At 37.0% G+C, this 23,311-nt stretch carries 22 protein-coding genes; 8 read left to right on the forward strand and 14 right to left on the reverse strand.

Features of this window, described 5'->3' with window-relative positions; translation table 11 throughout:
- Nucleotides 1–39: 39 nt before the first annotated feature.
- Together HRG09_RS24670 and HRG09_RS24680 are read right to left on the reverse strand one after the other, a co-directional pair.
- Entirely contained in the window at nt 40–507 is a 468-nt protein-coding gene (locus HRG09_RS24670) for an NUDIX hydrolase (protein WP_174103487.1), read from the reverse strand.
- A 1,377-nt stretch (nt 508–1,884) separates the two neighbouring features.
- Entirely contained in the window at nt 1,885–2,571 is a 687-nt protein-coding gene (locus HRG09_RS24680; RefSeq protein WP_174103488.1) for an IS6 family transposase, read from the reverse strand.
- Nucleotides 2,572–3,180: 609 nt separating this feature from the next.
- Between HRG09_RS24680 and HRG09_RS24690 the strand changes: the two genes are divergently transcribed.
- The 8 genes from HRG09_RS24690 (at nt 3,181) to HRG09_RS24725 (ending at nt 14,429) form a co-directional block, all read left to right on the forward strand.
- Nucleotides 3,181–4,074: an Rpn family recombination-promoting nuclease/putative transposase gene (locus HRG09_RS24690; RefSeq protein WP_174103489.1), complete on the forward strand. Its 894-nt coding sequence runs from the start codon at nt 3,181–3,183 to the stop codon at nt 4,072–4,074.
- Nucleotides 4,075–4,717: 643 nt separating this feature from the next.
- Nucleotides 4,718–5,065: a hypothetical protein gene (locus HRG09_RS24695; RefSeq protein ID WP_174103490.1), complete on the forward strand. Its 348-nt coding sequence runs from the start codon at nt 4,718–4,720 to the stop codon at nt 5,063–5,065.
- 191 nt (nt 5,066–5,256) lie between these two features.
- Nucleotides 5,257–6,441, forward strand: a complete 1,185-nt coding sequence (locus HRG09_RS24700) for a hypothetical protein (protein WP_174103491.1) — start codon at nt 5,257–5,259, stop codon at nt 6,439–6,441.
- A gap of 13 nt (nt 6,442–6,454) precedes the next feature.
- Nucleotides 6,455–8,902, forward strand: a complete 2,448-nt coding sequence (locus HRG09_RS24705) for a lanthionine synthetase LanC family protein (RefSeq protein WP_174103492.1) — start codon at nt 6,455–6,457, stop codon at nt 8,900–8,902.
- A 161-nt stretch (nt 8,903–9,063) separates the two neighbouring features.
- The gene (locus HRG09_RS24710; protein WP_174103493.1) at nt 9,064–9,825 is read left to right on the forward strand and encodes a hypothetical protein; all 762 of its coding nucleotides are present in this window, start codon (nt 9,064–9,066) and stop codon (nt 9,823–9,825) included.
- A 215-nt stretch (nt 9,826–10,040) separates the two neighbouring features.
- Nucleotides 10,041–11,597, forward strand: a complete 1,557-nt coding sequence (locus HRG09_RS24715; RefSeq protein WP_174103494.1) for a gluzincin family metallopeptidase — start codon at nt 10,041–10,043, stop codon at nt 11,595–11,597.
- A gap of 412 nt (nt 11,598–12,009) precedes the next feature.
- On the forward strand, nt 12,010–13,221 hold the full coding sequence (locus tag HRG09_RS24720; RefSeq protein WP_174103495.1) for a caspase family protein: 1,212 nt from the start codon (nt 12,010–12,012) through the stop codon (nt 13,219–13,221).
- Between the two features lie 521 nt (nt 13,222–13,742).
- On the forward strand, nt 13,743–14,429 hold the full coding sequence (locus HRG09_RS24725) for an IS6 family transposase (protein ID WP_174103496.1): 687 nt from the start codon (nt 13,743–13,745) through the stop codon (nt 14,427–14,429).
- A gap of 182 nt (nt 14,430–14,611) precedes the next feature.
- On the opposite strand, the gene HRG09_RS24730 is transcribed toward HRG09_RS24725, so the two are convergent.
- The 12 genes from HRG09_RS24730 to HRG09_RS28650 all read right to left on the reverse strand — a co-directional run.
- Nucleotides 14,612–15,421: an alpha/beta hydrolase gene (locus HRG09_RS24730; RefSeq protein WP_174103497.1), complete on the reverse strand. Its 810-nt coding sequence runs from the start codon at nt 15,419–15,421 to the stop codon at nt 14,612–14,614.
- A gap of 174 nt (nt 15,422–15,595) precedes the next feature.
- A complete protein-coding gene (locus HRG09_RS24735; RefSeq protein WP_174103498.1) occupies nt 15,596–16,540 on the reverse strand; it encodes an alpha/beta hydrolase in 945 nt (314 codons plus the stop codon).
- A 34-nt stretch (nt 16,541–16,574) separates the two neighbouring features.
- Nucleotides 16,575–16,763 (reverse strand): substrate-binding domain-containing protein, encoded by a 189-nt coding sequence (locus tag HRG09_RS29195; protein ID WP_309232351.1) that lies wholly within the window; start codon nt 16,761–16,763, stop codon nt 16,575–16,577.
- A 6-nt stretch (nt 16,764–16,769) separates the two neighbouring features.
- The gene (locus HRG09_RS29200; RefSeq protein WP_254610170.1) at nt 16,770–17,228 is read right to left on the reverse strand and encodes a type 1 periplasmic-binding domain-containing protein; all 459 of its coding nucleotides are present in this window, start codon (nt 17,226–17,228) and stop codon (nt 16,770–16,772) included.
- A gap of 94 nt (nt 17,229–17,322) precedes the next feature.
- On the reverse strand, nt 17,323–17,556 hold the full coding sequence (locus HRG09_RS29205; RefSeq protein WP_254610171.1) for a LacI family DNA-binding transcriptional regulator: 234 nt from the start codon (nt 17,554–17,556) through the stop codon (nt 17,323–17,325).
- Nucleotides 17,557–17,692: 136 nt separating this feature from the next.
- Nucleotides 17,693–18,496 (reverse strand): alpha/beta hydrolase, encoded by an 804-nt coding sequence (locus tag HRG09_RS24745; RefSeq protein ID WP_174103499.1) that lies wholly within the window; start codon nt 18,494–18,496, stop codon nt 17,693–17,695.
- A gap of 44 nt (nt 18,497–18,540) precedes the next feature.
- A complete protein-coding gene (locus HRG09_RS24750) occupies nt 18,541–19,347 on the reverse strand; it encodes a Nif3-like dinuclear metal center hexameric protein (protein WP_174103500.1) in 807 nt (268 codons plus the stop codon).
- Between the two features lie 45 nt (nt 19,348–19,392).
- The gene (gene sda / locus HRG09_RS29750) at nt 19,393–19,563 is read right to left on the reverse strand and encodes a sporulation histidine kinase inhibitor Sda (protein WP_174103501.1); all 171 of its coding nucleotides are present in this window, start codon (nt 19,561–19,563) and stop codon (nt 19,393–19,395) included.
- 114 nt (nt 19,564–19,677) lie between these two features.
- On the reverse strand, nt 19,678–21,006 hold the full coding sequence (locus HRG09_RS24760; RefSeq protein ID WP_174103502.1) for an MFS transporter: 1,329 nt from the start codon (nt 21,004–21,006) through the stop codon (nt 19,678–19,680).
- Nucleotides 21,007–21,606: 600 nt separating this feature from the next.
- A complete protein-coding gene (locus HRG09_RS24765) occupies nt 21,607–22,596 on the reverse strand; it encodes a LacI family DNA-binding transcriptional regulator (RefSeq protein WP_174103503.1) in 990 nt (329 codons plus the stop codon).
- A 114-nt stretch (nt 22,597–22,710) separates the two neighbouring features.
- Complete coding sequence (locus tag HRG09_RS24770) at nt 22,711–22,872, reverse strand: hypothetical protein (RefSeq protein WP_174103504.1); 162 nt, start codon at nt 22,870–22,872, stop codon at nt 22,711–22,713.
- 221 nt (nt 22,873–23,093) lie between these two features.
- Nucleotides 23,094–23,311 (reverse strand): hypothetical protein (locus tag HRG09_RS28650; protein WP_217448164.1); only part of this gene is annotated, 218 nt, incomplete at its 5' end.

Consider the following 23,311-nt stretch of genomic DNA (forward strand, 5'->3'; position numbering starts at 1 on the left):
TTCTCGGAAGTGAGGAAATGTAGTTCACTTAAACATTATTTAATATTCATTAGTACGTTTAATTATTTTCATAAGTTCCTTTACTATTGGAAAGTCAGGAGGGCTGATATTACTTGGAAGTTCACTAAGGTCGAAAAAGTGTAGATTTTCAACTTCTCTTTTGTCTATTTTTAATTCACCTTCATAATCATTACATATGTAAGCAGCAACTACGTTATATACTTCATCACCGTGAGGATATTTGTAGTAAAATTCTTTGCCAGAGAAGATGTTAAATAATCTTAAATTATTGGCTATTAAGCCTGTTTCCTCATACAATTCTCTCTTTGCTACTTCTTCTAAGGTCTCTCCACATTCTAACGAACCTCCCGGTAATCCCCAACAATTATTATCCTTCCTTAACTGTAATAATAATTTATGATTTTTATATAATAAAACGACGCATGCTCCTGCCATAATTAACGGGCGACTACCTACTACCTTTCTTAAATCCATAATATATCCCATAACAGACTCCTAAAAATAGATATTTTTGTGTATTCAAAATTAATTATAAATACAATGCCTTTTCATGTACATAGAATAGATAATCTTTTAATTATTGTGGTTATAGAAAGGTATTTTACGTATTGTAGATAAAATCTCAACCAGATACGAAGTACCTATTGTATCAAGATTCGAGTTATCTGGAACAAATAAGAATGTAAGATGTTTTTCAAAAGAAAGGGAAGGGAGGGGAAAGAATTTTTACATTGAAATAGATTGCTTAATAGTGTCTGTTCTTTTTTGTGTAATATTAAAGAGATAAATTCCCCTACATTTATCGTTTTTTTACAAAACATACTGTTAACATTTTCGTGAAAATGGTTAAATTCGTTGACAACTTTTTTAGAAAGCACTTTATTGCTATGAGTTTTAAAATGTGATTTCATAGTCTTTGTATTGAAAAAAGCGACATGTTATGTCGAAAAGTAAAAGTTATAAAAAGAAAGAATTTATACATATATCTTGTGTCTTGTTTTGAAACGTAATACAATATTTAGGGAAAACATCATAGAATTAACACGAAATGCAACAAATTCTCTTAATCCGAGTTGCTAGTAATCTAATATGTCGGCTGTGCAAGTTAATTGCTAATATCGGGAGATAAGAGAATTACAAAAAGGCTTACCATCTCCTACAATGGTAAACCTCATATAAGGTGGTGAAAAATTTGATGGACACACAAACAATTCTTGCTTTATGTGCAATCTTCACTGTTGTACTAGGCATAGTTAAGTTAAGCAAGTAATCCTAGTAATTCACACCTCGGGTAAAAAGTAACTTTATTTTTGGCATATCAAGTCTCCTACAACTTGGTATGCTTTTTTCTTTACACCTATTACATCAATAATTATTATCAATAAGAATTCTCAAAAATGCTTACACCCTTCAACATGAATGACTCATGTGGGTTAACACATCTTTATTATACTTACAATACTTCCTTTATTTCAAGTCATAAACTTAAAATATGTGTAACTCGCCCTCCCCAGTTTAACCATTTAAATTAGATACTAATAGAAATTCCCGTATTTTTCGTAATACTACCGCCCTTCGGTTGCTGTCCCTACGGGCTTACTTCCCCCAACGATTAACAAACCTAGTCGCGATCATAATCGTTTTTGTTTTCTTTTTCTCTTATTCTTTATAATCTGGTTCTATGATATACTAATAATAGGGCTAGGGGATTCATTCCTCTCTATGCACTTTTTTCTTTTTTTTCCCTTTTGCGTTTAGTCTTTTTCGGCTAGACGCCTTTTTTCGTTTTCCCCCATATAGTTCTTACGATTCTGTTGCAAAGTTTTGTTAAGGTTAAGTGGTGCCAACAAAAAGTTGTATATTTTATGCGGTTGTTAGTAGCTCCTGTAATTCATTGTACGTCGAAAAACCGAAGTCTGAGCCAAGACTTCGGTTTCGTTTATATAAAGCATGAATGGTTTCGATGCCTTTCAAGGTACGGGAAGCGTGGCGAAGATTTTGAAATCCTGCGGATTTGGAAAATCTTCGCTTCACATGCCTATGGTCCTGTTCAATGAGATTGTTCAAAAGCTTGATTGTACAATGAATTGTATTTATATAAAAGCCTTGTTCCCTTAATTTGTTAAATGCGCAAAGTAATGCTGGTGCTTTGTCTGTAGTGAGAATCGCTGGTTCTCCAAAGATTTTGACCAATCTTTTCATAAAGGCATAGGCAGCCTGATGATCCCGTTTTTTACGAAGTTGAATATCCAATGTGTGCCCGTCTTTATCAATTGCACGATATAAATAACACCATTTTCCCTTGACTTTTATATAGGTTTCATCTAGTTTCCAAGATAATGGAACGTTTTTATTTTTCTTCTTCCCAATTTGATAGATAAGATTTCCATATTCATGAACCCAGCGCATGATGGTTGTTGGGTGAACCGAAACACCACGCTCTTTCAAGATTTCAGATACATCACGATAACTTAAAGAAAAACGACAATAGTAGCCGACGGCTAGCAAAATAATATCCTTTTTAAACTGTTTTCCTTTAAAATACCCCATATATCATTCTCCTGCTCACACTTTTTCTACAGGTTATCTCTGTTTAGAAATCTTTGCAACAGAACCGAAAAACAGCATCTACAGCAAGACTCGCTTTTGATTTTGGCAGTTCAGACTCCATTGCAACTTTTTTGATTAATTCTGTTTTGTTCATATAAACACCTCATTGTGATAGATATATTATTTTAGTATAAAGGGAAGAATAGAACGGTGCAAGATAGCCTGTGTGACTATGAATCTGTAAATAATTAGGGATGAGGATATGCAGAAAGGTGAAATTTGAGAAAGATAAGAAAAATGACCTCTCATTTTGCTCTGTAAGACAAAGAAGCAGGATTCGAAATGGTTTTATATGTAGGAGAGATAAAACATGCTATACGAAACAAATAGACCATTAAAATGAATGGGAGTTATTTGCGAGATAAAATAGATCGAAATGCCCCTTTTTGGAAGAATAATCTGTAGTATGTTGAAGTATAATTCATAATTTCACATACCGGAATATTTAATAAAAATAAAACTCATCAACCAGTCATCAGGGGTTGCTTCTTCTCTTTACTCTTCGATACAATAGACATATGAATATGAAACAGAAAGGTGACTCACTCTATGAATCAACCTTTAGTAAATTTACGAGTCGATTTTGCTTTTAAGCAATTATTTGGTGTACAAGGACAAGAGGAATTACTGATTTCCTTTTTAAATGCAATCTTGCATGAGTCTTTATCTACACCGATTGTATCGCTAAAAATTGAAGATCCACATTTGCATAAAGAATATGAAGAAGATAAATTATCCATACTAGATATACTTGCCACACTTAATGACGGAACAAAAGTCAACATCGAAATCCAACTAAGAAATACACAAGAGATTGTAAAACGTTCCCTTTACTATTGGAGTAAACTCTATACGTCTCAGCTTGAAAAAGGAATGTCTTATCGGTCGCTCCGAAAAACGATTGCAATTAACTTATTAGATTTTCATCTCTTTCCTGATTATGAAGATATGCATACAATTGGACAGTTTTGGAGTAAACAGCAAAAACAAGTCTTACTCGATGATTTGGAAATCCATTTTATTGAGATTCCAAAATTGCTTCAGCAATGGAGAGAAGAGAAAATTAATCCGTGGGAAAATGAATTTGCTCGTTGGTTACTCTTGTTACCAGCGCATGAAGATGAACATTTGACCCACACATTGGAGGATATCGCCATGAAACAAGACCCAATGTTAAAAAAAGCGATCCACAAATGGGAAAATATGAGTCAGAGTAGTTCCTTTCGTTTAGCATATGAAGCCAGAGAAAAGGTATTATTTGATGAACAAGCTAAATTGGCACATGCTCGTGAAGTCGGTATCGAAGAAGGTATTGAAAAGGGGAAATTAGCTGAAAGAGAACAATTAATCCGTGGTATGCATAAAAATGGAATGGATATAGAAGATATTGCGAAGTTTACAAATATGGATATTTCAGAAGTACGCAATATTTTAGAACAATAAAAGGTAGACATCTCCTTCATAAGAGATGTCTACCTTTTTTCTGATTATTCAGAAAACGTTGTGTATCCTCAATTCCCTGCATTTCGTTAAATTTACATCCGAGATACGTGTAAATATAGGTCATAGTCTTACTTTTATTTCTATGTAATTTTACGGAAAAAGGAGAAAAAGGGCTACATGGCCTCACCATATCAAAAAAAGAAAATTGTACGTTTAAATACAATTTGGACACATTTCAAGGTGTTTGGTGTATGCTAAGCCTATTTTTCCTATTAAATAGGGTCTATTTGGTACTGAAAAGTCAATATGAACAACACGTTTATAAAGGTATACCTTTAAGGACATAACTTTAATCCTTATAAAATCAAGGTTTGTAACGTTTATAAACATGTTGCAAACCATTTGTAAACGTTTATTAAGCATCTATGACCTTTATAAATCCCTTAGTAAGCAAGCTGTCCAAATGCAATTGTTTATTTTCATGGGATTTAAATCATAAGGAATTATGCTTTTAGGATTTTTTGTTTATCGAAAGCTGATTGTTTGGCTAAAATATAACACCTTATATCTTTACAAACAATGTATCCGTATGGTTAGGAATCAATTTCCTACCCCATATCTAATCAGAAGGGTTGTTGGTAAAATGTCTGACATCCAGAAACAACTTAAACTTACTGAGATGAAACCTGAGTTACTAAAAGAGTTGGCCGAAGTGGAGGCACAGGAGTCGGCTCCTCGACAAGTTGGCATGTTTAGGACAGTAGACTTGGCAACAAACGTAGAACCATTTGCTTGCGTAGTCACATGTTTTCCAAGTCGGTCATGCGTATGTACAATTAGATTTACAAGAAAAGAACAACTTGCAAATCCTATTGCTACTTCACCAGCTTTACTTGCCAGGATGAAGGATGAGTTGAAGAACGTTGTAGCTGAAGTGGAGGCGCAGGATTCGGCTCTTCGAAAAGACAACAAGGTTAACGACAAGACTTAAGGTTTAGACTTTATGATGGGTTAACCTAACTCCAAACATTTATGATCTGAAAAAAACTAAGACCTTGCGTGTGGGTTTTAATTTGTTATTCCAAATTTTTCACTGAGTGGGTATAAAATCCATTTTTATTGGCATGCTTATGAACGACAGATTGTGATTGTGATTGTATTGAGATAAGGAGGTGGACCATAATGCATAACGATGTCTTTACAAATCTGGAAAGGTCGATCTTCCGAGCGAATCCTGAATATGAATTGGTATCGCTTGACACCTTGCTGTTGGAAGAGAGAAAGAATCTCGAGTTCCTCAAGAGTGACCCTAATCACTACGGGATACTCAAACCCCGCTCATCCAGACTTACTCCCAAGTCCATTAGCGAAGAGACTGCAATATTATTGAACATACTCCAACAGCCTAATCACCTTCCTGAATTTGTAAAAGAAACACTTCAAGAACGATGCAATCAGTTGATTGCCAAGTTTGTACTGGATGGTATCCTGGAGGTTCAGCACGGTGAGTCTTTCGTATGCGGCGTGAATGCGTATGAATTTCTTTATGGTGAAAATCAATTGTCAGAGACTGTGGATAGCAGGATCCCACAACTCTCAAGGCAGGCGCTCCAATATGCACAGTTCCTAGAGATTGATGATGTGAATCAACTAACAGAACGCCTGTATTCCTACAACCGAATTCCATTATCCTCTGAGTGGATACGGATATATCCGTCAACGGATGTGGTCTTTGAGCGGTTGGTTGTCCAATCAGGTCCCAACTTAAAAAAATTGTTGGACACAAATTGGACAAAAACCTCGGACGGAACCAATGGAGGATGGTTGAGCTGGAGTTTGAAGCAGTCAGGCCAAATAGACCGGTCCGATTTTTATTATAAACTTTATATCAGCCCCCGACCCGAGCCTGAGTTTATGTGTGCGGCATTTCAAGAATGTACAGCCGTTTTTACAGACCTGCAGGTGCGGCATTTCAAAGTTGGAAAGGATGCTGTTGGCCTGTTGCGTCCTGACAAGATGGTTGCGTATTTTACCACTTTTGAAGAATGTGAGGAAACGGCCCGCCGTCTCCAACAAAAACTGCAAGGTTGCCCGGCACAAGGAACACCATTTACAGCCGAATTTACAAAAGATGGTCTACTCTCTTGGGGAATGGACCCTCCTCACAACACGCACGGGTCCGGCTGGCAGGATACTTCCAGCTGGCGCATCTGGGTGAGTTCCCGTTTAGCTACTGCCCTGCATGTGGCCAAAGCCACATCCGACAGCCGGATTGAACCGTGGCGATTCGCGTTGCAACGCCTCCATCTAGAGGAGGTCAACACCGACACCTGGACACCGAATAAAACAATTTGGCAAAACTTGTAAGGAGGATTAACCGATGTCCAATCAAGATGCTTTCATTCTTCCAGAAGATGTGGTTTTAATCCCTGTAAGAGATATGCCCAAGCATATCTTGAAACAGGTGGAGTATGAGGAAACCGACTATGTAATCTCCCGCGTGTCGTCACGTCACAGATCCAGAATCATCGACGCAGAATTTGCAGACTTGATTCGGGAGTTCAAAACTGCCAAGACCATTGTTCAAGCGATTATCGGCTTTAGCAAGGCAAAAAAAATGGATCCAGAACAGACATTGGAAAACGGATTTCCAATGATTCAGCGTTTTATTCATGCGGATATACTGGTACCGGAAAACTCTGAAAAAGCCAAAACCATCACTTCTTCCTTTGAACCTGGTGTCCACATCGCGGAATATGAGGTGATACAATGTATTAGCTATACGGAAGACACGGAGCTCTACCAAGTCAAGGATGTAAACGGTCATTTGGCGGCACTGAAAATCGCCCGTCCCGAACGCAACGAGGAAATGAAAAACCTCTTGGTACGGGAGGCTGCTATCCTGAAATACTTGGATGGTCAGCATGTCCCGAAATTGTTGGACTCTGGAACTTTCCAAAATGCAGACTATCTCGTACTTGAATGGTTCGACGGTGCTACTCTGTCCGTATCGGTTCAAAATTTGCGCAATCTACCTGAAGGGAAAGATTGTAAAACACGCTTTCGTTTGTGTCGAAACATCCTTGAAGCATACGCTTACCTTCACGAGAACGGTATCATTCATGGAGATATTCACGACAGGAACATCTTGGTGGATGATGATGCAAACATCAAAATCATTGATTTTGGGATTTCCTTAATGGATAGGAACGATTCCGATTTAATAGAAGCACATCGAGCAGGGTTTGCTTTTTATTTTGAACCAGAATTTGTAGAATCCCATTTGGCCCGACAGTTGCCTCCCCGTGCAAACTATTTGTCAGATCAGTATTCGTTGGCTGCACTGCTGTATTACATCTTGACAGATTCTTATTACCTAGACTTTTCCTATGACAAAAATGAATTGTTCAGACAAATAGCAAAGGATGACCCGTTGCCTTTCTCCAATCATGGAATCGAATGGCCCGAGGTAGAAAATGTGCTCAGAAAAGCTTTAAGCAAGACACCAGCCCAACGCTTTCAGTCTGTTTCCGAATTTTTGAAATGCTTCAGCAAAATTACAACGGAGCCGGTAATTACGCGGATGCAACCTGAAGAAACGGCAGAACCTGTCGACTTGAGCGATACCCAGCGCTTGTTGGACGATGTGCTGGAAAGAATGGGTCATTTGTCAAGCCCTTTGCTGTCGGAAGATTACCCAACGGCTCCTACATGCTCTGTTAACTATGGAATGGCAGGCATTGCATATGGGTTGTATCGAATAGCTATGAATCGTAAGGATGCTGAATTACTTTCAGTTGCGGATGTTTGGTTGAGCAAAGCCGTTGCGCAAACCGAAGCCAAAGCTGAGCGGGCCTTTACCAATGTGCAGCTAGAGCTGACCGCGGAAACTGTAGGGCGTATCTCTCCGTACCACACGGCAAGCGGAGTTTATCTAGTGCAAGCCTTGATTAGCCGTGCACGGGGGGATTTCTTCGAACAACAATCGGCGATTGAAAAATTTATGGCTGCAACAAATGCACCTTTTGACAACTTAGACTTTAAAATTGGCAAGTCGAGTGTACTACCTTGTGACAACTTAGACCTTACACTTGGCAAGTCGAGCGTACTTCTTGCATGTTCCATTTTGCTTGATTCCATCACTGACAATGAATTGGCAGACAAGAATTCGTTGCTTGCACTGGGGAATGAGTTGATGACAAGCATTTGGAATCAGCTCAGCCTGTTGCCAATGATTCAAGAATGCCGGGGGCTTCCCCTTCTTGGCATTGCCCACGGCTGGGGCGGATTGCTGTATGCGGCCATGCGATGGTGTGAATCTTCAAGCATCCCGATTCCGTCCCACATTGTCAATCGTCTGTACCAACTGGCTGAACTAGGCGATATAAAAGGAAATGGAATCGGTTGGCGAAGAGAGTATTCCAAGTACAAGCAACCTGATTATTTACCAGGCTGGTGCAATGGAAGTGCGGGTATGATCTTCCTCTGGACTCTGGCTCATCGAATGCTCAAGGATGAAAAATTCTTGGTTCTCGCCGAAAAAACAGCATGGAACGTTTGGGAAGAGCCTATATTCTCAGGCAACCTGTGCTGTGGGCTGGCAGGGCAAGCTTATGGGATGTTGCATCTGTACAAACACGCAGGGGACACCAATTGGTTGTACCGTGCACAAGAATTTGCTAAACGGGCGTCAGTCAATATTAAGTCAAATCCGATGAACATATCGAACAGTCTCTACAAGGGAGAGATTGGAGTAGCTGTATTACTTTCTGATTTGGCCAAACCTGAATCCTCCTGCCTCCCACTGTTTGAAAAAGAGATGTTTTAATATTGTGATTGTTATTACCTTGAAGGAAACAACCATTCAGAATCGACCTTTATTAAATTATTGGGTTGTGAAGCATAGTACCTCATATCTTTTCAAATAATATAATCGAATAGGGAATCAGTCTTCTACTGCCATATCAATACAGAAAGGTTGCTGATAAAATGTCTGACATCCAGTCACAGCTTAAACTTACTAGGATGAAACTTGAATTACTAAACGCGTTAGCCAAAGTGGAGGCACAGGAGTCGGCACATCCACAAAGAGATATGTTTAGGACGGTGGACTTGGCGGCAAACGTAGCATCCCCTAACATTTGTGCTGAAGGAACATGCCCATTCACATGTACAAGCACATGCCCACGAACAGTGGGTGATGAACAGGCGCGAAATGCATCACCGGATTTACTTTCCGCGATGAAGGATGAGTTAAAGGACGCGTTGGCCAAAGTGGAGGCACAAGAGTCGACTCATCCACAAAGAAACATGTTTAGGACGGTGGACTTGGCGGCAAACATAGCATCCCCTAACAATCGTGATGAAGGATGCACATTTACATGCGGAGGAGGGACATGCGGAGTCTCATTTGCTGAACAGGTGGCGGGAAATGCATCACCGGCTTTACTTGACACGTTGAAGGATGAGTTGAAGAACGTGTTGGCCAAAGTGGAGGCACGGGAACAGACTCATCCACAAAGAGACATGTTTAGGGCGGTGGACTTGGCGGCAAACATAGCATCCCCTAACATTTGTGCTGAAGGAACATGTCCATTCACATGTACAAGCACATGCCCACGAACAGTAGGTGATGAACAGGCGCGAAATGCATCACCGGATTTACTTTCCGCGATGAAGGATGAGTTGAAGAGCGCGTTGGCTAAAGTGGAGGCACAGGAGTCGGTTCTTCGAAAAGACGACAAGGCTTAAGGTGAAAGACTCGGTGGTGGGTTAACCTAACTCCAACCATTTTATGATTCGAAAAAACTAAGACCCTGCGTTTGGGTTTTAGTTTTTTATTCCAATGTTTTAATCGAATGGGTATAAAATTCATTTTTGGCATGCTTATAAAATCAATTGTCAGAGACTGTGGATAGTAGGATCTCACAACTCTCATTATAATTCAATCTATAAGGGGATTTAAAATGTCGGAATTTTTAGATGCTGAAGCAAGGGAAAGAGGGACCAGGTTTCTCATTTATCCACAAAATAAAAAGTTAGAAGGGTTTGCACAACCTGAAGTAGTTTATTTAAACGTACCACCGGGTTCAATTAAAGCTGGACCAGAGGATGATAGAATGTATGTAATCGATGCAAAAAATAAGAAACCCTATAGGTTTAAAGGTGAAGGTCCTGGTTATGTAGGTTCCCGTTTTCCGCCTGTACAACCAAACGCCCAAGGACATTTTGATCATATTAAACCCGATGAGCGTGCGTTTTCCTCTATGACTATGTTTGCCATGGTTAGACGTACCTTAGAGATTTGGGAAGATTATTTCGGACATCGTATTAAGTGGCCTTTCAGTTTTTCTAAACTAGAGCTAATTCCTCGGGTAGAATGGGATAATGCACATTCGGGACCAGGGTTTATTGAATTTGGTTTTCCATGTGTAGAAAGGGAAAGAAAGTCTTTTAATTGTAAGACTTTAGACTATAGTAACCCTTATTGTGAGAACTTTGATGTTCTTGCCCATGAAATTGGTCATATAATCAAAAACGCTGTTATTAAACAGCCAGACTCAGAAGCCAAAGAAACCGAAGAGTATCAAGGACATCATGAAGCATTTGGAGATATAGTGGCTATTGTCGCTTCCTTGCACTTTAATTCAATAGTCGAGCATCTCCTTGAGAATACAAAAGGAAATCTCTTTTCTGTTCATGAGTTATCGCGAGTGGGTGAATTAGATAAGACTCGTACAATTCGTATTGCTTTCAATGGTAAAAAATTATCTGATATTAAACCAATATTCGATGAGCGTCGAGGAAAGTGGGTAAGAGAGGAACATCAACTCTCTGAGCCATTTACTGGCGGAGCTTTTGATGTGTTGGTGGAAGTTTTTCAACATAATCTAATTGAAAAAGGTCTTATCTCTAAAGAATTGGGAAAGCGTTCCTATCATGTTAATAAACCCGAGGAAGTACGAGATATTCAAAGGGAGTTTGAACAGTGTTATCAAGGAAGGGAAGGCGAGTTCAAAGATGCATTACTTAAGGCACGCGACTATTTCGGTCAACTAATGGCAAAAGCTTGGAGTAAAACCTCTCCTAATGATTTATATTATTGGAAAGTGCTGAACAATATGATTGTGGCTGACCAGGAATTAAGTAACGGCAAATATGAGCAAACAATCCGCGACAGCTTCAAATGGAGAGAAATTACTACCGATGCATTTTATAGACAAATTATCAAAACCCACATTGTAGATGAATTAATAAATTTATCGACTGAAGATGAGATGGGATATAAAAATTTTCAGAATAGTATAGAGGATAATATAAGTACAATATCGATTTATCAGTTTGTATTCGCCATGAAAGCAATTGCTGAAAACGATCTTTGGGACGACCTTGTATACTATTTCGAAGAAAAGAGACAAGACAAGATATCGTTTTCTTCTGACCATGTTACTTTGCTAAAAGAAATATTCATTGAGAAGATTAAAGAGGGTAAGCCTATTAATAAGCGTGGACTTCTATTGTAAAGTAAGTGCAGCTGTCGTTGATTACAACTATAACTGGGTACTAACCGCGGTGAAGGTCTAACGATTCCGGGTCGACTTAAATGATAAAATACACTGCTTTGTGTACTATTCTTAACAGCAGACTAAGTAGAAATTAAAAAACTAGAGATTATTTCATCTTTTTTGTAATAAGTCTACCGCCGTTTTTTACTTAATCTTATCCTTTAATTTTCATGATTTATTTGATAATTTCTTCTTACCTTTTACCATGTCGTAATAAATCTAAAAAATGTTTCCAGCTTTATATTTTTTCTATTTTTTCTTTGGTGACAAGCACCCCCCTTAATATTTCATTTGTACATATCTTTACTAAAAAACGCCTAAAATATTTATATTTTTAAAATTTTTAAACAATTGGGAGGTTTAACTAAAAGTGCCTAAAGGATGCTCATTACATATTGGATTAAATTCAGTTGATCCACAACATTATTCAGGATGGAGTGGTGAATTAGAGGCATGTGAAGCAGACGCAGAATCTATGGAATTAATTGCAAAATCATTAAATTATGAAAATATCTCTAAGCTCTTAACAAGCAATGCAACAATAGATAATGTGGTTAAAGAAATAACAAACGCCGCATCTTCTTTAGAAAGCGGTGATATTTTTTTTCTTACTTATTCTGGACACGGTGGAAAGATTCCTGATCAAGATAATGATGAATCAGATGGTTTAGATGAAACTTGGTGTTTATATGATGGGCAATTAACAGACGATGAATTATACTCATTTTGGCATCTTTTTAAGGAAGATGTACGAGTTATAGTTTTATCAGATTCTTGTCATAGTGGAACAATAACTAGAGCTCATTATTACGGTTTAAGTGATTACTCGAATATTGATCCGTTTAATAATATAACATATAGATTTATGCCAATCGGTATAACTAATAGAACGTTCGAAAAGAATAGAAAATTTTATACTGAAAAAAAGAGTCTGCTTATTGAAAAAAATACAAGTGAAATCAAATGCTCTGTTAAATTAATATCGGGTTGTCAAGACAATCAACTTGCAGCAGATGGATCTTATAACGGATTGTTCACTGCAACTTTATTATCAGTATGGAAAAATGGAGAATTTGTGGGGAACTATAAAAAATTTCTAAAACAAATTGAAAAGTTAATGCCTCCTAAACAAACTCCAAACCTTCTAGATATTGGAAAAGAAAATTCAACTTTTGATAATCAAAAACCATTTGTAATTAATTTGAATCCTCAAGAAGAACTAAATCCTCAAGAAGAACTAAATCCTCAAGAGGAACTAAATCCTCATGAGGAACTAAATCCTCATGAGGAACAAAGCCAGATTCGTTCCGTCCTTCACCCCAACCCTAAATTATGTACTATATCCATTTATCGGTTTGTTTTAGCAATGAAAGCTGTTGCAGAAAATGATCTTTGGGACGAACTTGTATACTATTTCGAAGAAAAGGGACAAGACAAAATATCGTTTTCTTCTGACCATGTTACTTTGCTAAAAGAAATATTCATTGAGAAGATTAAAGAGGGTAAGCCTATTAATAAGCGTGGACTTCTATTTTTAAGTAAGTGCAGCTGTATTAATTACACCAATAACAATGGCGACTAAGGTGGTGGAAGCCGCAACACTCCTCGTGCCAAAGAGCTTTTATACAGCTTAACTTTAAGTAAGCAAAATGCTATTCTTTCTATCCTATAATTAGGAAGGATGGCATTTTTTTTAGTATCGAATCCTCTCCAAATAAAATGAAACAATTAGTTTGACGTTTTTTGTCTAATGTTGTAATTGTAAAGGCATTGTATATCAAAATTGAAAAACTCATGCTATTACTCATTATAAGCGCTCCTGCTTTTAAATAAACAGACCGCTTTGCTCCTTCAGGAGTTATTTTCTCTTTTACAGATGTTACATATTTACCGCCTTTAGTTGCATCTCCAATCTAAATCCAATTTACACCATTCTCTTGAGTTGTATTAAAGTTCTTAATTGGGCACCTTATATTTTGGGGATTGATGGATGTATACACGATGGTTGGCTCTCATTTGAATTTGATAGAGAATTGTTGGTTCTGTTGCAAAGTTTTCTACATGAAGCTACACTCTAGAAAACAGGATCTAGGAGAATCAGACATGAGATATTTTAAAGGAAAACAATTCAAGAAAGATATTATTTTAGTAGCTGTCGGCTACTACTGTCGTTTTTCTTTAAGTTATCGCGATGTATCTGAAATCCTGAAAGAACGTGGTATTTCAGTGCACCCAACAACCATCATGCGATGGGTTCATGAATATGGCAATCTCATCTATCAAATTTGGAAAGTGAAAAATAAATCTGCACGCTTATCTTGGCATTTGGATGAGACTTATATCAAAGTTAAGGGCGAGTGGTGTTATCTCTATCGTGCAATTAATAAAGATGGACACACATTGGATATTCAACTTCGTAAAAAACGGGATCATCAGGCTGCCTATGCCTTTATGAAAAGATTAGTAAAACATTTTGGAGAACCTAAGGTTCTCACTACAGACAAAGCGCCAGCATTACTTTGCGCATTTAACAAATTAAGAAAACAAGGATTTTATCAAACTACTATCCATTGTACAATCAAGCATTTAAACAATCTTATTGAACAGGATCATAGGCATGTAAAAAGACGTTTTGCCAAATCTGCAGGATTTCAAAATCTTCGCCATGCTTCACGTACGATAAAAAGTATTGAAACCATTCATGCCCTATATAAACAAAGGCGAAGTCTTCAAAGAGACTCCGCCTTTTCAACGTACAATGAACTTCAACAATTATTAGCTACTTCTTAAACATTGCTCCTCATTTACCAACCTGTTTATGTTTTTTTCAAACTTTGCACCAGAACCTCGGGTTGATAATGTTTCTACTTGAATAAATTTTGCTTTTCCATACTGATCACGCCCCTTTTTAGAGTACTAGTATCAGTATGTCCAAATTTACTAGATTTCTTGCATCAGAACCCTTTTTATTATCAAAGTCCTTTTATCCAACGTCCAGCCATTTCAATCCAATTAGCTACTTCTGGCTGGATGGTCCATTCGTTATTTTTTTCCTTAGTTTCCTCTGTTCCAAGGGACAAACCATGAATCCCATTAGGGTAAATGTGCATTTCCAAATGCACTTTATGTTTAAGAAGAGCATTAGCAAATAAAAAACTATTTTCAACAGGAACAGGCTCGTCCGTATAAGTGTGCCATAGGAAAGTTGGCGGGGTGTCGGTGGAAACGTGATTTTCCAATGATACCTCTTGTAAAGATTTATCATGGTTTTCTCCTAACAATGCAGTAAAAGAATCCTTATGTCGATATGGTCCAGATGTAATAACTGGGTAACTTAATAGAATTCCGTTGGGCTTTATCTCATCATTCGAAATCCCTAAACTTTCAGATAAAAAACTTCTATTCCAGAATACCCCCAAACTTGCTGCTAAGTGACCACCAGCTGAAAAACCAACAACAATGATCTTATTCTTGTCAACATGCCATTGTTCTGCATTCTGCCTAATAAGTGAAACTGCCATGGAAAGTTCTAACAGTGCTGTTGGAAAAGTAGCTGGGTGAACGCTATATCGTAAAACACATGCATTAAAACCGATTGCCATCATTCTAATGGCAATCGGTTCTGCTTCTCTGTCAGAGGTAAATTCATATCCCCCGCCAGGACATATAATGACCGTTGGACGTTTTCGATTACTATCTATTTCTGGGGAATTATTTAAAAAATAAGTATATAACTTAGCTTCAGAATTCTCTGTTCGAATATCGATAATTTCATGTATCATTTTTTCTGCCTCATCTAATTTTTTCAGAAATAAGTTTCACTTTTATTTCTATTAAAAAGGAGTAGTAAAACAACAATTACTCCTACTTATTAAAACAATTTTGATTTTCAAAACAATAAACAGTTTCTATGAGGTTTTACTTCACTCTTTACAATGCTCTATATACTTCACGCATTACTTATCTTTAAAACTTAATGCCCTTTTAAGTGCATTAATATATTCACTTTTAGCACGCTGGCTGATTTCTGCATTTGGAACAATATGTTCGAAAGCATGAAAACAACCCGGATATAGATGAAATTCTACTTCAACGCCGGCTTGCGCAAGACGTGTAACATAGTCAATCGTTTCATCCCGGAAAGGATCCAATTGACCTACACACGTATATGTCGGAGGAAGCCCTGACAGATCCTCCTCCCGCGTTGGTGCGGCATATGGAGAGATTTCACCATTTGCATGCTCGCCTAAATACATACCCCAAGCCGCCAAATTATTAGATGTGTACCATATTGCTTGCTTGTCCTTAATTTCGTTGCTGGAGAACGTAATATTTCTATCATCAATCATTGGATATAACGGCATTTGAAAACAGATGGCAGGTCCCCCTTTATCACGAGCCATTAATGCCAATGCAGCAGTTAATCCTCCCCCTGCACTGCCCCCTCCAATCGCTACTCGACTCAAATCGATATTTAATTCTTCCGCTGAGTTAGTCATCCATATCAATGCAGAATAACAGTCTTCTATAGCTGCCGGATAAGGATGCTCAGGGGCGAGCCGATAATCTGGAGATATGACAATACAGTTGGCCGCTCCTACAAAATTTTCACACAGGCTGTCTTCTCCGTTTGGATGACCTAAGACATATCCACCTCCATGGCTCCATAGAACAGCTGGTAATTTTGTCTGATCTCTCCGAGCAGGTTCGTAAATCTTGATCAGCATTTCTTGTCCATCCCCACCGGAAATAAACCGTTCGGTAGTTCGAACAAGTTTTGAATTCCCTGTTGGGGGTATTAGCATTTGTCTTGCCATAACCAAGTCATCAGGGAGTTGAATTACTGGTGCTGTTGTTAAAACCTCTCTTAATTCAGGATTTATCCTACCTAAAAACTCCATCATTTGATCCTCCATCTTCTTCATTAACCTAAACCTATGTTGTACCGCCTTCAACTAGTTTTACATCAAGTGGTTGAGTAAAATCTATAAGATTATCATCATTGTTTATTCTACTATCTAATAATTTTACTGCTCTTTCTGCCATATCAGATATAGGCTGTTGTATTGTAGTAAGGTTCGGAAGGAAATTTTTTGCTATATCAGTACCATCATCACCAACAATTTTTAACTAATCCGGAACATTTATTATAAGGCTTAGAGCCTTATAATAAATGTTTGTTGCTAGAATATCGTCACTTGCAAAAATACCATCTATATCAGGGTTTTCTAGAAAGATTTGAGTAATCAATTCATGATATACTTTAGAATTTAATGGTTGATTAGTTTCATAAATGATTGGCGTAAAACCGCAAACTTCCATTACATCTTTATATACGGATGTACTTAAAATTATTGGCGTCTTTAAACTAGCTGGACCATCCATATGAATGATTGTTTTACAATCTTTTTTTATCAAATGTTCTGTTGCCAAATTACCTCCTAAGTAATTATCAGAAGATACAATGGGAGCAGAATCAGAAATATATTGGTCAATTGCGACAATTGGTAACCTTGTTAAAACTTGATCAAATATCCTCCTATCATGACTACCAACAATGATGCCGTCCACTTGATTCTGTAGAAGCATATCTAAATACTTTTTTCTTTCTGTGCATGATTCAAGCTATTGCATAAAAATACTTTATAACCTAATTTCTCGCATACCATTTCAAGATTAAATATTAATTCAGAAAAAACGGGTTTTTCACTGTTGGAAAAATCAGCCCAATTATGTTACTTTTTTGTGTAGACAAAGATCGCGCCATCTCATTAGAAAAATAATGGATTTCTTTCATTGAATCATTAACTCGCTTGCGAGTTTTGTCACTAATATAGCCGCGGTTGTTCAATACTCTGGAAACGGTGGCTGGTGAAACTCCAACATGTTTTGCTACATCTTCCAATTTTGGTTTCATTTCTTTCAACCTCTTCAACTAATTGAAAATTGAGGAAGTCCCCTCTACTGGAATCACTATATGTCGGTTTTATGCACACTGTTCCTTCGAAGTGAGGACTATTGTCTTTGTTTTTATATATAAAATTAATTACCGCTCAATTTTCCCTATCAAGGCTAACCCAAGATATAGCCTTTTCAATATATTCGTTCCAAAAATCATTTGAATGGTCCCCCTTTGTTTCTCTATATGTGACATTTACTTTTTTCGAAACTAAAAATTCATGAAATTTCTGGTTTACATCTAACAGGAAGTCCTCCGTTCCACATGCCATATATATTTGGGGTATTTCCACTTTAGCCTTTATCAACTCAAGGACAAGTGCCTCCGGATCTCTATCACTGCCCATAAGCTGATTTAAGTCGCCAAAAACTCTTCTATAATATTTATAATCTGCTACTTCATCTTTATAGTCGCTAGATATTCCTGCTATCCGGTAAGTTATGATTGCGGAGGACAAGGCAATTATACGACTGAAATTATCAGAGTACTTTAATCCGTTGCGAATTGCTCCATATCCGCCCATTGATAATCCACCAATAAAGGTATCCTCTCTCTTTGTGGATAAAGGAAACATTTTTCGTGTAAACATTACCAATTCATTTCCAATGTATTCACCAAATAACTCTCCTTTATCAATATCATCCAAGTAAAAATGATTTTCACCTGACGGCATAAACACAGCTATGTTATATTTATCAGATAGTTCCCGAATTCTTGAAAAGCTAAGCCAATCCAGATAACTACCGGAATATCCATGTAAAAGATAAAGAGCTTTTAATGGGCGCTCCTCAGCATTTACATGCCCAAACATCTCATTGCGATCTAGCGGTAATAGTGCATTAAAAGTAACATCCCTTTTTAAAGCCTTTGAGTAAAAATTAACTTGTGATATGGCCAATTGACTCACTCCTTGTGTCTATTAAATTTTATAAAAATGGAGGTTTATAAATAAAGAAACGGTTCTTTCGTATCAATAAAAGTGACAGGAATGTCCTTTACCAAGGGCTTCAACCATTCTGCCATGTATTTCATTCCCCATTCCTCACTCCGCTCATGACCAACAACAATCATTCCCTTGTTAAGTCCGAGCATGGTTGCATCATTGACATAAGCACAGAGTGTCCATTCTGTGATTTCACCACACACCATAACATCCAAGTTATGATTTCTCATTAGCTCCATTGGCATTTGTTCTCTGCCTAAACCTAAGCTTCCTCCACCAACTAACACTCCTACTCTCGAACATTTCATTTCAGGGTTGCCGACAATTTGAATAACATCCATTGATAGTTTCTGTTTAAAAAATCCGGCAAGTTCAGCTAAAGTGACTTCATTAATTTCGTATGTGAAAGGCGAGTTCTTCTCTAGCAAATTATTTTCCCATCCAATTTCTTGCAGAAGCCCATCATAAATTCTATCCGTTTTCGCCATATGCATATAATCATGGTACCGCCAAATTACTATATTGTTTTCTTCAATCAGCATTTTCTTTGCAAGATATAACGAGTCATCCTCAAGCCAATCCGTCTCATCCGACCCTGTATAGAAAGTGGGTTCATGTGTAATTATCATATTTGCACCGACCGCAATAGCCTGCTTAATAACATCTATCGTTGCCATAAACGTAGTGACAATTCCTTGGACCTCAGTATTATGATTCCCGCATATTAACTGATCACCTGTTTTTTCAAGTCTCATATCGCCACATGAATCTGAGAGAACTGTCTCGATCACTTGTTGTACATTCATTTACTATTTCCTACTTTCATCTTTTAAATTAAAATAAAAAATAAATCAAGTAGCGTGTTGAAATTGAGATATTCCATAGTCCTGGAATCGTAAATTCCTTCTATACATCTCTTCTTCCAATAAAAAAACAAAATAAGGGTCAAGTTTTTGCGCTATTGCCTGTACATAGGCGTGAAATAAAGCTTCTTTACTTAATGTCGAAAGTATTTTAATCACCTCCCTTAAATCAACATATCTTTAGCAGTATGTTGAAAACTTAAGATGAATTTATATAGAGGGTGAACACTATTAATTTGAAATAATATTTTTCTTAGCTTTTTTAATAGAAAGTCAAGCTGATACATTATTTTTTTCAACTTGTTCTTCTAAACCAAGATTCTTAGGAAGAATGAAAGATGCTAACATGCCAACGACTAAAATCATTGTCATAACGTACATGGCGCCGGCTTGCGAACCTGTTATTGAAATAATAATACCTGCAAGATATGGACCAGCAAAACCACCGATTGCTGAAGTAACTCCTGTTATCCCTCTACCGGCACCTTCAACTTCCTTTGAGAAAATAAGAGATGGTATTGAGTGAAAACTAGGCATAAAGGCCTGTATAAAAAAGCCTACTATACACATTAAAACGATGTACAAAGCGGCATTTGTACTATTAGAAAAAAGACCTAAGGAAGCAAGAGTAATAGCAAACAACAGTAGCGGTATCCCAGTACTAAGGCGACGCTGCTTTATCTTCACTGTTAATTTAGACCATACTGCCAATCCTAAAATCGCAGATATAGATGGAAGTGCACTTAGTAGCCCAATATTACCAATCCCTGCATGTGTAACAGATTGAATAGCTGTGGGCATCCAAGTAAAAAATCCTATCTGACCGAACACCCCGCAAAAGCCAATTATACTTAAAGCCCAGCTATACTTATTTCTTAAAAGATACCCTAAAATAGGTAACAGCTTATCCCCACTTAAATTATCGTTCTCATCTTTCACAAAAGCACTCTGTTCCTTTTGAATGGTTGTAGTAATATAGTCTCTTTCTTCTTTGCTTAGCCATCTAGCTTCTTCAGGTCTGTCATACATTACAGCAAACCATATAACACCAATAATTAAACTGATAACTCCTAAGATGATAAACATCATTTTCCAGTTAAACATTGCTATTAGAAACCCAGCAATAGGGCCAGTAAGTGTTGCTGCGATGCCGGAGGCACTGAACACAACCGCTATGGCTCGACTCCTTTCACCATTCTTTTCAGGAAACCAGTATGTCAAAAGAGTCATGATGCCTGGTACACTAGCTCCCTCTGCAACACCAAGTAGAAATCTGAGTACAATGAGTTGCCAACCGTTTGTAACAAATGCTGTAAGAATGGTTATTACGCTCCAGCATATCGTTGTAATGCCTAAAAATTTTCTAAGTGTTCCTTTTTGGGCACTGTGTCCACCAGAAATTTGTAAAATCATACCTCCAATACCCGTTACTCCACTCGCAAGCCCAGCAACGCTTGCAGCAATTCCTAAATCTTTCATCATACCTCCAGGTAAGGCAATAGCTAAGAGTGACGAACTCAAAAATGTAAAAAAGCCCATTAAAAATAATACAGGTAAAAAGTAAAACCATCTCAATTTTGGTATTTTTCTCGATTCATTCATGATTAAATCCCCCCCTTTTTAATAATATTATCTTGCGTTTTAAAGCTATATACTCAGGTCGATAACCATGCACAACTGCAACGCACCTCCATAAATATAAAGCGCTTACAAAAAAACGAATTATGAATGTATCTTTACATCCATACCATTAATTCTGATAAAGAGGTCAACATTTTATTGTAGTCCCCAACAAGATACAACTATAATTTTAGTTTTCATCTAATTTAAGGGTAAAAAAGGTGATTATTCATATTTCATTCCAATACCACATGCCAAATCAAACTAAAAACCAATTAAACTTTTTAAGTTACGTTAGGGATATTAATTCTCACTACAAACCAATACTATAAAGCGTTTACATGTATTATAACAATTCTAAATCAACCGGTTGTTATTTATATGTTAATCGGTTAACATACATGTGTCAATCATTTAACATAATCTTATGTGAAATTAGAATTTTAAAATTTTATTTAAAAACAGAAAAAACTACCGAGTGACACGCTCGGTAGTTTTTTAAAGAAATGGATTATGGTTAAAGAGATCGAGTTTGGCTTGTACCTGTAAAATAATAAGCACTTTCTATTATTTACTGAAAGTCTAAGTGGTACCCCTCTCAATGGTAGAGACCGGTATAATATTTTCAAGTGGTACCTCGTCCCCTTCGATTTGCCTTGTAATCAAATCGATTGTTAGCTCACTCAATTTTTCAATTGGTTGACTTATAGTTGTTAGACGCGGCCATATTAAAGATGCGATACCAATATCATCGTATCCTATGACTTTGATTTCTTCCGGGATTGTCTTTTTTAATTGAAGACAAGCTTGAATGACCTGGGCTGCAATTACATCACTGCTGGCAAATAAACCATCAACTTCCTGGTACTTTTGAAGGAACCGAGCAATCTTATCTACATTGTATTCTAGTTTTGAATCAGTTCCATCTAGTTCCAAAGTGGTATATTCAATCCCAGTGTCTTTTATTTCTTCCATGAAGCCTTTGAACCTATCACTTGCGAGCAGTGCATTGTGATGTTGTGCTCCGATGCCACCATAAACAAAAGCAAGCTTTTTGCAATTTTTCTTGATTAATAATTGTGATGCAAGTCTTCCTCCCATAAAGTTATCTGAGGCAACATATGGGATATCTTCAGAGATAATGCGATCTAAAGATATAATCGGCAATTTTAGATTAATATATTCATTCACATCCAAACTGTGGCTACCCATAATAATACCATCGACTTGGTTTTTCCTTAATAATTCAAGATAGCTGCTTTCTTTAGATTTATTACGATTTGAATTACATAGTAGTAATTTATACCCCTTTTGATATGCATAATGCTCAAGAAAATAGGCTAGTTCACTAAAAAAAGGATGTGAAATTTTTGGTACAATTAATCCAATCATATTTGATTTTTTTTTAAACAAAGAACGAGCGAGTTCGTTAGGTAGGTAATTTAATTCCTCCATAGCCTGGTGTACCTTTTCTCTTGTAGAGTGACTGATATAGCCTCTATTATTCAGCACGCGGGAAACCGTTTGTACAGAAACACCAGCTTTTGCTGCCACATCTGTAATTGTTGCCATAAACTCACCACCAACATTTTAGTCTTATTATACCTTTTTAGTGTTTATTCATCATCTATATGGGGTCACGTCACATGCCCATCAAGCTAAGGGTGGATTTCCTATTAAGAATATCTATGCCTTTTCTAGCCAAGAAATGGGAATTTCTTTTTCGCCAGCTACTTCAAACTGAATTTCTCCATTTACTTCAAAAACCCGTTCGATAATGGGTATTGTAATCATTTTATTTTCCTTGCTCTTTCTCTTTCGTACTAGTTCTAAGTCGATAATATTCATGATGAAATCCCCTCTGTATTTGTAAGACAGCAAAAAAAGCACCCACATGAGTACTTTTTTAACTTGAATCACTATTTTACTTTTTGAGTTGTTACTCTATGTATATTTTACCATATTTATCTATGACATTTATTGATAACTTTATTTTATTCCAAATAAAGTTTATTTACAATGAAAATCCTGGCTTTGTCTACTATGGGTTAACCCTAATCATCCGTTGGTTAGTTACTGAAAACACTTCGTTTCAATTGTGTGATTATAGATAAAAAATTCAATTTTAAAACCATACTGAAAATAAAAGTAATCCTATAACCTATTTTTACAAGTATCTCGGCTGTACCCCTATTAGAATTCAGCTCATTTTTTTCGTTTTGGGGAATACCTAATTTCTTAAGTTGATGGGCATGGGTATCGCCAGCATTTTGGAAAAAAACCACGC

It is taken from the genome of Bacillus sp. Xin1 (genome assembly GCF_013314535.1).
GTDB lineage: Bacteria > Bacillota > Bacilli > Bacillales > Bacillaceae_G > Bacillus_A.